The sequence below is a fragment of the Caulobacter sp. BE264 genome (assembly GCF_031457805.1).
GTDB lineage: Bacteria > Pseudomonadota > Alphaproteobacteria > Caulobacterales > Caulobacteraceae > Caulobacter.
This window is the reverse complement of the sequence record NZ_JAVDXI010000006.1, coordinates 1-12,008: the sequence shown is the minus strand read 5'-3', so window position 1 is coordinate 12,008 and position 12,008 is coordinate 1. Positions and strand designations below refer to the sequence as shown.

15 protein-coding genes are annotated in these 12,008 nt (G+C 64.0%); 10 read left to right on the top strand and 5 right to left on the bottom strand.

What is annotated here, in order from left to right; genetic code table 11:
• Nucleotides 1–33: 33 nt before the first annotated feature.
• The gene (locus tag J2X45_RS14860) at nt 34–744 is read right to left on the bottom strand and encodes a DUF6624 domain-containing protein (RefSeq protein ID WP_310216120.1); all 711 of its coding nucleotides are present in this window, start codon (nt 742–744) and stop codon (nt 34–36) included.
• Nucleotides 745–1,003: 259 nt separating this feature from the next.
• On the bottom strand, nt 1,004–1,432 hold the full coding sequence (locus J2X45_RS14855) for a hypothetical protein (protein ID WP_310216118.1): 429 nt from the start codon (nt 1,430–1,432) through the stop codon (nt 1,004–1,006).
• A 173-nt stretch (nt 1,433–1,605) separates the two neighbouring features.
• Here J2X45_RS14855 and J2X45_RS14850 point away from each other — a divergent pair, with 173 nt between their 5' ends.
• The 5 genes from J2X45_RS14850 to J2X45_RS14830 all read left to right on the top strand — a co-directional run bounded on the left by J2X45_RS14850 (nt 1,606) and on the right by J2X45_RS14830 (nt 5,850).
• A complete protein-coding gene (locus J2X45_RS14850; RefSeq protein ID WP_310216115.1) occupies nt 1,606–2,274 on the top strand; it encodes a hypothetical protein in 669 nt (222 codons plus the stop codon).
• Nucleotides 2,275–2,396: 122 nt separating this feature from the next.
• Nucleotides 2,397–3,164 carry a tetratricopeptide repeat protein gene (locus J2X45_RS14845; protein WP_310216111.1) on the top strand — a complete coding sequence of 256 codons (768 nt, stop codon included), beginning with the start codon at nt 2,397–2,399 and terminating at the stop codon, nt 3,162–3,164.
• Nucleotides 3,165–3,208: 44 nt separating this feature from the next.
• On the top strand, nt 3,209–4,159 hold the full coding sequence (locus tag J2X45_RS14840) for a hypothetical protein (protein WP_310216108.1): 951 nt from the start codon (nt 3,209–3,211) through the stop codon (nt 4,157–4,159).
• Between the two features lie 106 nt (nt 4,160–4,265).
• Nucleotides 4,266–5,252 carry a phosphotransferase gene (locus tag J2X45_RS14835; protein WP_310216104.1) on the top strand — a complete coding sequence of 329 codons (987 nt, stop codon included), beginning with the start codon at nt 4,266–4,268 and terminating at the stop codon, nt 5,250–5,252.
• A 148-nt stretch (nt 5,253–5,400) separates the two neighbouring features.
• Complete coding sequence (locus tag J2X45_RS14830) at nt 5,401–5,850, top strand: DUF1330 domain-containing protein (RefSeq protein ID WP_310216101.1); 450 nt, start codon at nt 5,401–5,403, stop codon at nt 5,848–5,850.
• A gap of 224 nt (nt 5,851–6,074) precedes the next feature.
• Here the strand turns inward: J2X45_RS14830 and J2X45_RS14825 are convergent, their stop codons facing one another.
• Both J2X45_RS14825 and J2X45_RS14820 read right to left on the bottom strand, forming a co-directional pair.
• The gene (locus J2X45_RS14825) at nt 6,075–6,698 is read right to left on the bottom strand and encodes a hypothetical protein (RefSeq protein WP_310216098.1); all 624 of its coding nucleotides are present in this window, start codon (nt 6,696–6,698) and stop codon (nt 6,075–6,077) included.
• Nucleotides 6,695–7,117: a LuxR C-terminal-related transcriptional regulator gene (locus tag J2X45_RS14820; protein WP_310216095.1), complete on the bottom strand. Its 423-nt coding sequence runs from the start codon at nt 7,115–7,117 to the stop codon at nt 6,695–6,697. The genes J2X45_RS14825 and J2X45_RS14820 overlap by 4 nt, the downstream gene beginning before the upstream one ends.
• 328 nt (nt 7,118–7,445) lie before the next feature.
• Here J2X45_RS14820 and J2X45_RS14815 point away from each other — a divergent pair, with 328 nt between their 5' ends.
• The gene (locus tag J2X45_RS14815; RefSeq protein WP_310216092.1) at nt 7,446–8,111 is read left to right on the top strand and encodes a hypothetical protein; all 666 of its coding nucleotides are present in this window, start codon (nt 7,446–7,448) and stop codon (nt 8,109–8,111) included.
• A 358-nt stretch (nt 8,112–8,469) separates the two neighbouring features.
• On the opposite strand, the gene J2X45_RS14810 is transcribed toward J2X45_RS14815, so the two are convergent.
• A complete protein-coding gene (locus J2X45_RS14810; protein WP_310216088.1) occupies nt 8,470–8,814 on the bottom strand; it encodes a hypothetical protein in 345 nt (114 codons plus the stop codon).
• 145 nt (nt 8,815–8,959) lie between these two features.
• On the opposite strand from J2X45_RS14810, the gene J2X45_RS14805 reads away from it, so the two are divergent.
• From J2X45_RS14805 to J2X45_RS14790, 4 genes are all read left to right on the top strand, one after another.
• Entirely contained in the window at nt 8,960–10,048 is a 1,089-nt protein-coding gene (locus J2X45_RS14805) for a histidine kinase (RefSeq protein WP_310216086.1), read from the top strand.
• On the top strand, nt 10,045–10,818 hold the full coding sequence (locus J2X45_RS14800; RefSeq protein WP_310216083.1) for a LytTR family DNA-binding domain-containing protein: 774 nt from the start codon (nt 10,045–10,047) through the stop codon (nt 10,816–10,818). Before J2X45_RS14805 ends, J2X45_RS14800 begins: the two co-directional genes overlap by 4 nt.
• Nucleotides 10,819–10,918: 100 nt before the next feature.
• Nucleotides 10,919–11,485, top strand: coding sequence for a GNAT family protein (locus tag J2X45_RS14795; RefSeq protein WP_310216082.1), 567 nt, complete (start codon nt 10,919–10,921; stop codon nt 11,483–11,485).
• Between the two features lie 202 nt (nt 11,486–11,687).
• Nucleotides 11,688–11,960 carry a hypothetical protein gene (locus tag J2X45_RS14790; RefSeq protein ID WP_310216080.1) on the top strand — a complete coding sequence of 91 codons (273 nt, stop codon included), beginning with the start codon at nt 11,688–11,690 and terminating at the stop codon, nt 11,958–11,960.
• The last annotated feature ends 48 nt before the right edge of the window (nt 11,961–12,008 follow it).

Here is a 12,008-nt window from a genome sequence, read left to right as displayed (position 1 = left end):
GGCTTGAATCGAAATACGTTCGATCAGCGCCCGCTAGCCCGAGCAGGGCGGTCTTTGCGCAAACTGCGCTTCGTAGTGGGCCAGGGGACCTATCCCCAGGACCGCGCGGCGATCGTCGACACCCTCGCGGTCTTCCAAGGGGGCGACAACAAAGCGCCCCTCCAAGCAGACCATCTGGCTGCCGTACCTTTGCGGGCGCCCTTCGGCCAGGGCCAGCCGGTCATACATCAAGGCGTACATCGCCCCGTGGATCTCTCCGCTTTGCGCTAGCGGCTCCAGAACCGGCGCAAACCTCCGCCAAAGCTCAGGATTGGCGTGCTGGACGATCAAAAACGCAGCGTCAGACGCCTCAGCGCCGTAACGGCTGCGATAGAACCAGCCCTCTGGAGGCACCATCGCCAGCAGAGCAGCCTGATTGGCCCGGTCAACCGCCTGCATCTCTCTCGCCAGCGTGGCGTAGGCCAAGGCGCGGGCGCCTTCTGGAAGCTCAGACAGATCCAACTGGGCCTCCATCTGCCGGCCGACCTGATCCAGCAGTCCCAGTCGGATGATCCGCTCGCGGTCATCCTTGGGCGGCGGCAGCAAGGCTTGCCGCCGCTGCTCGGCCGCGATGGCCTCAAGGATCGGGGCGATGAGAGCCTGCGCTTCAGGTGTCACAGATTGCGAAACGGGGAGGGGCGGCTTGGAGGTCGCCAAGCCGCCCAGCCCGATCAGCAAGCAAAGGCAAACAGCAAGGGCTTGCATACGTCTTCCATGGCGTCAGCGCGCAGCGCCATCTTTCGTGGCGATGACCAAGGTTATCCAAACCTGCGGTCAGATGGATGATGCGAAGGTGTACCAGTGCATCGCGCGGCGCGCCGGCGCCTTGGCCGATCGCGCTTGGGCCTTGGGACCTCGCGCTCGCCGCTCTTGAGCGTAGGCGCTCCTTCGATCGGATCTCTTGGGCTCAGGCTCGGCCACTGGATGGGGGGGCAGCGACGGGGCGCCGGCTCGTCGGAGGCGGCTACCTTGACCGCGGCGAAGGTCGCGCGCAGCGCCGCCAAATCTGACCATGATCGCCCGATCCCGTCGAGACGCGGATGTATCGGTGGTTTGTACTGATATCGAGAAAAAGACGCCGCTTGCCGCCGCTCTTGTCGCGCAGCCTGGCGACAATGGCGGGGTGGTCGCTATAGGCTTCAACACCGACCACCCTAAGGGCGTTGATCGCCCGGGGACCGATCACCAGCCGGGCTTTGCGATCGCCTGGCCTTGCGCAGAGATCGCTTGGCTCGGCCCAGACGCCATGAAACGCCACCGGTATGGACCGGCCGGCCAGGACCATCAAAGATCCCTTCGCCGCAGAATCCGAAAAGGTCGGCGCAACCTCAACCGATGTCAGTCCCGCAGACAGCAGTAGGACGAGGAAGCCAAGTTTCAGAACTGCGATCATGCCCGGATCGTAGCGAAGTTCGAGCGCCCGCAGGCGATCGCGATGAACCGGTACACCGCAGTTCCGGACGAAACCCAAGCCATTGGATAATCGACATCGAACCCGTCGATGGGCCGTCGCGCGCGGCGGCCGTCATGACCCTGCCCAGGAGCCCCATGGATCGGAGCGGCTTGATGATGCGTCTGGCGTACCTAGCGCTCCTTGGGCTCTGCGCCTGCGGTCAAGACCATGTCGCGACTGAAACGAGGGCCTCGTCGCCATCGCCCCGACAAGCCGGCGATGCGCGCCCCAACCCTGATCCGACAAGCGCGCCAGCAACCAAGCCGCTGAGCGAAAGCGATCGCTTGATGTTGGAGTCCGCCGCCAAGGCTTGCCGATCACCTGGCGCGGACGGCTACACCACGTTCTTTGAGGCTTTCGCCCGCTCAGACGCGGTGAGGAAAAAGTATGCCGCAAGAACCATCAATCTTATCCAGTTGGACCCAGTGACTGGGCGCCGGACGCAGAGGCGCATTGACGGGCGCGCTTACCGGGAATTTCCCATCCAGATCGTCGACTACGACTACAAGACCGCCCAGCCTCTTCGTCCCGGCGACGACGATGAGTACGTCAAGCTTGAAATCAACCAAAGCCAGTCAAACCAGATTTCCGTCGAATGGACCCGCGTGCGTTACGATGGTCTGTCTGACGGCGGCGATGATCGAGGCGCGGCCTTTGATCTCGACGGCAGGCCCTATGATCCCGCGCGGCGCACCGATGGCCAGCTATTGTTTGAGCCCACGGACACGTGCTGGGCGCTTGTGGCGGATATTCGCCAGAGACGCGCGTCCAAGCGCCAATGAGCGTGGGGACGGCTAAGGGCGCCGCGGCCGCCTTGCTGTACGCGCTCTTCATGAGTGCGGTGATCTTGACGCCTGCGCTGAGCCTTGCCGCGCCCGGAGACGATAGGGGCCTTAGCGCCAATATGCTTCGCGCTGAGGCGGCGGTCGGTCGCGAAGACTATGATCTGGCGGCGCTCTATTTCGAGGCCGAGTGCCAATCCGGTGGTCCGCTGGGCTGCTACAATCTGGCGATCTTCGCCCATACGGGGACCGCAGGGCCCTTAGACCCGGCCAAGGCCGCGAGGCTCAATAAGCGCGCGTGTGATCTGGGAAGCGCCGACGGCTGCGCCAATTTCGCCACCCAGTTGCTCAACGGCGATGGCGTTGCTCAGGATCTCGCCAAAGCGCGGACGCTGTTGGACCGCGCTTGCCGACGACATGCAGCCTTGGCCTGTCTTGGCCTCGCGCAGGTGCTGGCGGGCCAGTATGGCGGCGCGCCCCAAGAGCGCCAGGCCAGCGCCATGCTCCAGAAGGCCTGCCGGCTTGGTGAAGGCGGCGCATGCTACAGCCTTGGCTTTCAAAGCGCCGCCCACGCCAAGACCGCAAGCCAATGGCGCCGCGTGGCCAGTTGGTATCTGGACGCCTGCGATCGTGGGGCGATGGCCGGCTGCAATGCGCTGGGCGTGATGGCGGCGGAGGGGCGGGGCGCGCCCGCGAACGGCGAGGCCGCGCGCGATCTTTTTCAGCTCGCCTGTGAAGGCAAGCTCGCGTCGGCGTGTCGCAATCTTGCGGACCTGCTGACCCAAGGCGCCTTGCTCGATCGCGACGAGGCTGGAGCGCGGCGCGCGCTCACGCGCGCAGCCAGCCTTGAGCAGGCTAGCCAAGCTCCGCTCAAGGTCCAACGGCCATGACCGATACTTTCGAGCTTCGCCCTGGCCACCTCAATGGCGATGGAATGACAGATCCTTTTGAACATCATGAGCAGTTGGTGCGGCTACGACAGGCCGGCGTCCTGAGTCAGGCGGAGTTCGAGCGCGAAAAGGCGCATCTGCTGGACGGGGTGACAGCGTCTGCGCCTGCGCTGGCGTCGCGGCGGTCCGGTCGGCGCTTTTGGGGAGGCTTGGCGGCTTTGACGCTCGCCGCAGGGCTCGGCGCGGTCTCGGCGCTTGGGATCGTTCAGGATTGGGGGCTCCAAGGCCTCACGTCAGCCGCCCCGTCGGCGCCAAACCCGGTGGCGAACACCCCGGTCCGCGCCGATATCTCACCCGAAAGCCTGCGCCAAAGTCCGCCGGAGCGTCAGGTTCAGCTGGCCATGCACGCGGTGTTCGGCGGGCGCGAGCCGATCGTGCAAACCCGCGACGGCGCGGTCTACCACTATAGGCGTGGCCAGCTTGTCTGGACGCCAACCGGCGCGGTGCTGGTGGCGCCCGGCGCCCATGCGCAGGCCTTGCCTGCGACCACGGGGACATTGGGCGTCTTTTACCTGAAGGAAGAGCAGGGCGCCTTCCGGGTCGAGGGCCGCTGGCCGCAGGCCTTGGACGGCGCGATCATGGGCGATCCGCCAGAGTGGGAGATCTCAACAGCGTTTGGCGCGGCGCCGGTGATCGTCTCCACGGCCGGCGGGGTTTGGCAGGGCGTTCGATGTGAGACCACAACCCTCACGGAGCTGGCCGCGTCGGGACCGGTCAACTTGATCGCCTTCCGCGCCATTTACGACAACACGGGCGCGGCGCGGGATGGCGGCGAGGTCGCCTCCATCAAGGGCGCGATCAGCAACATCGTTGCTGATAAGTCCTTTGACGTTGATTTCACCGGTTCGCGCAGCTTCACCCAGCGATATGGCCGGTTTGGCCAGCGCTATCAGCGCCTAGACGCCGACCCGACGCAGACAATGCCAGACTGTTGAGGCCATCTTGCGTCGCTCAGAGGAGCGCTCGCGCGCGCTGCTCTTTGGGAGCGGGTTGACAAATTTACCCGGATATTATTTCTTCGGATAAACATCCGGGTAAAAAATGGACAACCTTCTCCGATCCCCTCGCGTCAAGAACGCCTTGCAGCGCGCCTTTGGTGCCTCTGAGGTCGACGGCGCACGCCCACTCGACGGTGGTCTCTCGGATGCGCGCGTTCTCAAAATCCGGGTCTGCGGAATACCCTATGTCCTGAAGGTGGAAGAGCCGACGCATGCCGCCGATGCCATCCCTTGGCGGGCGATGGAAATCGCCGCCGAAGCCTGCATCGCGCCGCGTCTTTACGACCTCCGCCCTCAAGATGGCGTTGCGATCATGGACTACCTGGAGGCCCGATCTGTGCGGGAGCATCCGGGGGCGCCGGGAGCATGGCTGGCCGAGCTTGGTCAGACTGTGCGCTTCCTTCACCAAGCGCCCCCTTTTCCAGGTGGCGCAGACTATATCGAACGCCTTGGCCGATTGCTTGAGACGGCCAAGGTTTGGCTCAGCGCTTCGGCGCTCGAAAACCTGGCCTTCTCGCAGGCGGCGATTGAAAGGGTCTATCGGAAGATCGACCCTGAGCTGGTGGTCAGTCACGGCGACCTTAACCCGCGAAATGTCATCTATGACGGACGGCGGTTTTGGATCATCGACTGGCAGGCCGCATGTCTTGCCGATCGATATGTTGATCTAGCCGCCCTCGCCAATTTCTACACGGACGGCGAGGACCAGGCGAAATGGCTTCTCGACGGCTATTTCGGGCGCCCTGCGAGCGTTCAGGAACACGCCCGGCTCGTTGTCGCACGCCAGCTCAGCCACCTTTTCTATGGCGCTGCGCTTCTCGTGCAGAGCCGTCCGTCCTCAACGCTCGACCAACTGGAGGGCGCGAGCCTGGCGGACCTGCAGGGGCGCATGGCCATGGGAGACCCCTTTTTCGACAGCGCGTTGGGGGTCGCCGACTATGCGCGCGCGCATCTGCTCGCGGCCTGGCGCGGTGTGCTCTCTGCGGCGTTTGCGGCGGCGTGCAGCGCGCTTGGAGCGCAAGCAGCGTGAGATCAAAATCAAGGTTGAACGCGGACGCATGCACGCAACCCGAACGCCAGATCGCTGAGGCCTGAAGACATTCGCAACCCTTGCGATCCGCCTCGCTATCAGGGCGAGCGACAACCCGGCGCATGACGCGTCATGACACGGAGCCCCCATGACCACAGCCAAGACTGTTTCCTACCTGGAACCGACCCAGGAGGCTGGGCGCGCATTGGTCCAGCGCGGCCTCACCGGTCCCATCGTTATGCTCAACCTGTTACGCCTGAAGGATGTGGCCGACTACTCGGCTCATCCCGACCTGGCCCCGGCGGGGGCGATCAGCGGCGCCGAGGCGTTCGACCGCTATATTGACCATACGCTGCCGTTCTTACGGGAGACGGGGGGCGACATTCTGTTTCTGGGTCGTGGCGGTTCCTTCTTGATCGGCCCCGCCGATGAGACGTGGGATCTGGCGATGCTCATCAGACAGTCCGATGTGGCGTCCTTCCTCGCCTTCGCCAGCCATGCGGGATATCTCGCAGGGCTTGGTCACCGCACTGCGGCGGTTGAGGACTCCCGACTTCTGCCGCTGTCCGAAACGCCGTTTGCGACGGTGAAGGCTTGAGCATCGGCGCGGCCCCCTAACTTGATCCCCGTCCTTGGGGGCAGGTCAGGGCCAACCGCGCCGTTACTGAGCATCCTCCCCCCACGCGCCTTGCCCGCAAAGCCCGACCCAGGTTCACGCCGCCGCCGCAGACGCGCCGTGGAGGCCTTCTGTGACGGAGCGCCGGCCCTAGATGGGGCCTAGAGCCAGGCGTCTGAGGTCAGGGGCTGCTCGTCGGCCCGCCCCTAAGGCTGGATCACGTCGGTGCAAGCCAGGCCCTCGTCGGCCTCGGCCAGTGTGATCGTTCGCGCGGCGATGCGCACGGGCTTGCCGTTGAGATAGCCTCGGCCTGTGAGCAGGTTGAGGTCACAGAGGAGGCGGGTCTGGCTTTGCGTATCGTGGATGACGTCGGAAAGGCCTGCGAGTACGAAGCCGCCTTCGCGCCAGGCCAGGGTGCGTTGACGCTGGAACCGATAGCGTCCTGTGGATGTGTTGCGCTCGACAATCGCCAAGGCGCCGCCGACCACTCGCAACGACGGTTCTCGCCCGCGCCCGCCCGCCTTTGGCCAATAGCCCCAGACGCTTTGGGCGAGCGTTTGGGCCGGCGCGAGAAAAGACCCATCTGGTGTTTGCCGGATATAGACCCTCAACTCGGCCATAACCGAGGTGGTCGGGGACGAGGGCGCAATCAACAAGGCCAAGTCAGGGTGACCATCCTGGTTCCAGTCGCCGATGGCCGCGTCGATAACCCGGTCAAGGCCATCGCCCGGCGCACCTTCAGGCTCGGCGGCCCGACTGTGCAGGGGCCACAGCCAAGGACCAGCGCAAAGCAATAGCGCCAAGCGCCGCAGCGCGCGGCGGCGGCTCACAGATCAGCGCCGCCCCAGAGCGCCGCGGCCGCGCCGCGCGAGGGGACGTTGAAGAGCCTGAGAAGCTGCGAGATATGGTTGCGCACTGTAAAGTGCGACAGGCCCAGGGTTCGGCCAATCTCCTTGTTGGACATGCGGCTGCCCAGCAGCCTTAGGATTTCGAGCTGGCGGACCGACAGGCTCGCGCGGGTGTCGGTCGCGGTCTCTACGGGGCGCCACGCGCCGCTGGGGCCGGCGCACAGCAAGCTGCCCTGCGGCAGAGCGGTCTTCAGCGTCTCGACGGCGTCCAGGGCCTTGTCGGCGCGCACGGCGAAGAGGATCATCGACGTCTCCGACTCAAGCGACAGGGTCTGGCCCCTTCCGGTGGACATGGCGGCCGGCTCACCAGGCGCGGCGTTGATCAGCTGCAAAGCGGGCATAAACACTCTTTCCAAGAGTCTTGGTCGTCCTAGGCCCTGACTCTGCTGAGCCCCAGCGGCCCCTTCAATCCAGGCTCATGCGGAGGGCTTGGTCAGCCGGGGTCGACGTCACTTTTATCGACGAATGGCTGTTTCGGACCGACGAGCGTGAGGGCGATCGCGGCCGGGCGCATCGCTTCACCGCAGCGCGCCCTCATCGACTCGCTTCACATTGGCGAGCCCAAAGGCGCGTCAGCCAAGCTGCCATGCCTTGGAGGGGAAGGGCTTGGCGTACCGGTGCGGCGCGTCGTCTTGACGGTGAAGGGGCGGCCAGAGACCCCATGGCGCCATGACACTTTACGATCTGCGCCCCAACGCGCCTCGCCGGCGCGCGCGCGCCGCGCACGACGTCCTCAAAGGCCTGGCCGCCGCAGGCCTTTGCGTTCTTGCAGCCGAGCCTGGCCAGGTTGCGCTGGCCCAGCCGGCCATCCAACCAAAACTGAGCCTGGCCCCCAAGAAGGGCCACGAGATCACCTTCAGCTTACGCGGATTGACCTCGGATATTGGACCGCCCCGAGCGAGCCTCCATTACCGCGTGGACAATCGCGACTGTACGCCGATGGACTATCAGCGCGCTTTGGGCGGGGTGCGCCTGACCCAGCGATATCGACTGACCGCGTCTGTCCAGACCGCTGGCGAGGGGCGCTTTGTTGTTCGGGCCTGGGATGACGCTCTGGTCGACGAAGACTATTTCGGGCTCGGCCGCTGCCGTTGGGCGCTTGAGAGCGTGACCTTCAGCTTCGCTTCGGCGCAAGGCGCGCGGTTCGTAGCGGCGATCGCAGCCACCGATCTGAGGGCCGAGCAGGCGCTGAACCTGCGCTACCTGATCAGCGACCTTGCGGCCCCCGCAGGTTCGGATCCAGCGATCTTCGGCGAGGCGCCCGGCTTCTACCCCGATCACAAGCCGCAGTTTACGCTCACCATCGCCGCCAAGGTTCTGGGCGGGCTTGAGTGATCGGCCGGTTAGCACCCCGAGCGGTCCTGATCTTCGTGGCGCTTTGGCCCTGCCTCCTGGGCTGTTCGGCGGCCTCGCAGCCTAAGCTTGAGCAGGAGGTTCGCGCCCGCATCAGGCTTGGCGCGCCCTTGGCCCAAGCCCTCGCGGCCTTGCAGGCGACGGGGTTTGGCTGCGCACCGCCCACGCCTGGACAAGATGGAACACTCACCATGTCCTGTCGGCGCACCCGCGCGCACCGCGGGCTGGCCAGCTGCGTGCAAAGCCTTAGTCTGACCGCCACGAGCGGCGATCGGGCTCTGATTGCTGTCGATGTCGCGCCGCCGGCCTGCGCGGGTCTTTAGTGGGCGTGCGAAAGGCCCTAGGGACGGCCGCGCCGTGAACGCGCAAAAAGGGCGAGTCCCAGGGCCGCTGCGGCCAAATAGGCCAGGGCCAAGAGGATGGCGTGTTCTCGGCTTCGGCAAGACAGCACCGTGGCCGTCGCATCACCATTGAGTTCGTCCGATTGCGGGAGGTTCCAGGGGCTGACCGTTCCTGGCAGGCAATCTGAGACGGAAAAGCGCCGATCAGTCAGCCGGATCGGCTCGACCACGGACCGTGGGTCACCAGGATTGCTGGGAGTCCAGCCCCTCAGATCGTGGCGCAGGAAAATCAACGCGCTGATAAGGATCATGCCCACGGCGACAAGTCCGTTCGCGCTCTTCATGGGGGGGCTCGCCTAGCGCGGATCAACAGCCGTCCTTGTCGGCGTAGGGGCCTGTGCGAGCAATTTCTAAAGTGTACCAGTTCTACGCTGACGGATGACAAACCAGGCCGCAGGTCATTCTTACCAACCTTGCGAACCAGGGGCGATGGATATGGACGACGGAGCGCCGAGCCGAAGAGCCCTGGTGGGGGAAGCGGTCAGGTTGGGGATGACCTACCTGTGTCTGACGGCGTTGATCTATGGCGCGGCGACTCAGTTCTTTGAGGCCGGACCCGGCCAAGCCGACCCCAAGGGCTTTGCGGGCTACTCCATGCTGGTCGATTTGATCGCCGGCGTCACGTCTTACTTCGTCATGTCGGTCGCGGTCTGGAAGTTCCGCAGAAGCAAGATGATATACAATGTCATCGTTTGCTTTATCATTGCGACCTGCGTCGCGTTTGCTGATTTTTTTGTTATGCGAGAGGTCTATCGGGTCTTCTTCGCGTCTGCGAATTTGAACTATTCTATTCGCGCCAATGTCGAAGACCTGTTTATGTGTTGGGTCGCGTTCTTCGGCTGGTCGTGCGTGTTTCTGACACTACTGTTTAGTCTGGATGTTCGTGATCGTGAGCGACGGCTGGCGGCGGTGCGCGAAGAGGCGCTTTCGGCCCAAATGCGCGCCCTGCGCTATCAGATCAATCCGCACTTTCTGTTCAATACGCTCAACTCGATCGCCGGGCTGATTGAGGAAGGCTCGGCCACGCGCGCAGAGCAAATGGTGCTGTCGCTGTCGACCTTCCTGCGCACGACGTTGACGCTTGATCCCTTCCATGACGTGCGCTTGTCCGAAGAGCTGACGCTTCAGGAAGAGTATCTTGAGATCGAGCACCAGCGCTTTTCGGATCGCATGAGCTTCCATATCGATATGCCTGACGACGTGCGCCACGCCCTGGTGCCCAGCTTGATCCTCCAGCCCTTGATCGAAAACGCCATCAAACACGGCGTTGGCGCCATGGCCGGCCAGGTGAGCATCTGGCTTTCGGCCCGACGCGAGGCTGACCGCCTGCAGGTCGTGGTCGAAAACAACATGCCCGTCGAGATGGTCGGACCAAAGCCCCTTGGTATGGGTGTTGGGCTCAAGAACGTCGCGGGTCGGCTTCGCGCGCGGTTTCAAAACGACTGGCAGTTCACGGCGGGGCCCGCAGCGCCAGGTGTCTATCGCGCGGCGCTGGACCTGCCCTGGAGGACCGAATGACGCCCCTATCGGTCCTCGTCGTCGATGACGAGCCCTTGGCGCGTCGCCGACTGATCCGACTGCTCAACAAGCTCGACTGGGTCGGTGAGATCCGCGAAGCGGGCGACATAATCCAGGCCAAGGCCCGCGTCGACGAGCGCATGCCCGACATTCTCCTGCTTGATATCCAGATGCCCGGCGGCGCGGGGTTTGAGCTGCTCGATCGTCTAGGGGGCGCTGCGCCGGCTATCGTCTTCGTGACGGCGTTTGATCATCATGCGCTGCGGGCGTTTGACGCCAACGCCATTGATTACGTCACCAAGCCGATCGAGCCTGGGCGCTTTGCCCTGGCGATGACTCGCGCGCGCAGCGCCGCCCACGCCCAGGGTCAGGCCGATCGTATCGTCGAGCTGCAGGAAACCCTGTCATCTCTCAAGCGCGACCTGGACGCCAATTCCGATCCGGTGCGGGATTTCTGGGTGAAGTCCGGCGGCCACTACGTGCGCATTCCGCCTGAAACCATCCTCTATTTTCAGGCCGACCGCGACTATGTCCGCATTCATGTCCCGGCCAGCGACTATCTCTACCAAGAGAGTCTGGCGTCCCTCGAGCGTCGGCTTAGTCCAGGAGACTTCTGGCGCGTGCACCGCAGCGCGATCGTTCGCCGCGGAGCCATCGCTCGCATCAAACCCGCACCCTTCTCATCACTGGTCCTGGTGTTGACCGACGGCGCCGAAATCAGGGTGGGAAAAACCTACAGCGCCGCCGTCAGAGCCGCGCTGATGCGCTAGGCCCAGCGGTCCGCCGCAAAGGCGCGCGGGCGGTAAAGCGACCCCGCAGGACGCTCCTTCTGGGCCATCTGCGCGCCGCCCTTCAAAAAGGAGAAAGTGAATGCAGCGCGCTCAGCTGAACTTGGATGTCATTGCGGAGGCGGCGAGCTCACGCCGCCTGAGGCTTCGCCCGCGACGCCCGTCTGACGCCTACGCCCTGTTCTCGACCATGGCCGATCCAGACATGATGCGGTGGTGGTCCCGCGCCCCCTTTGAACATGTCGAGGACCTGCGCGCCTACTTTGCGCAGGACGATCAGTCAGATTGGCGGTCATGGGCGATTACGCGCACGGGTGAAGAGCAGGCCATCGGCTTTGTTTCGACCGGCCAGAAGCGCGAGGGCGTATCGGAGATCGGTTACCTGGTTGCGCGCGAGGCGCAAGGGCAGGGCTATGCGTACGAGGCTGTCGCAATGCTCGTTGAGCAACTCTTCGCGCTAGGACAGCGGCGCGTCTTTGCCGACACCGACCCGGACAACAAGCCCTCGATCATGCTGCTGCGGGCGCTTGGCTTTACGCTTGAGGGCCGCCTTCGGGGGGAATGGCGCACGCATATCGGCGTCCGGGATTCCCTGATCTACGGCGTCCTCGCGAGCGAATGGCGCGCGACACAGAATTTATATAACTAGAGTTTCAAGATGTCGGGAAATTTTGGATTCAAAAATAGTAGTATTTCTACACATTGCTATTTTCCTCAAATTTCCTGAACTTATAGGAGTGATTTTGAGAACTGGTACATACTAGAACTGTATATTTGGCGAAATCGACGGCTAGAACGGTGTGATTGGCGTCCCAGTTATTGCGGTGACGCGATCCCTGGGAGTCTGATCTATGCCCTCGTCTTTCACCAAGCGTCCTGACGTGCGGGCCGCCGTCACCGTTGTCGCCAAGACGGGCGGCGTTCTGGTGCTGTCGGCCCTCATCGTAGCCTGTCAAACCGCAATGCCGTCCTCGCCCGATCCGGATGCGCGCGGGCCAGGCCTGGCCGCGGCCGCGGAAGCAAAAGCCGGCAGCGCTTCTGATCCTGAGCGCCGCCACGAGGCCGCGATCACGGCGCCTGTCCCCCGTCAGCACCACTGGCACAGATTTGAGGTTGTGAGTTGAGGAGGATCTGGGCTTCGTCGCAGTGACGAAGGAACGAAGATGAAGCCC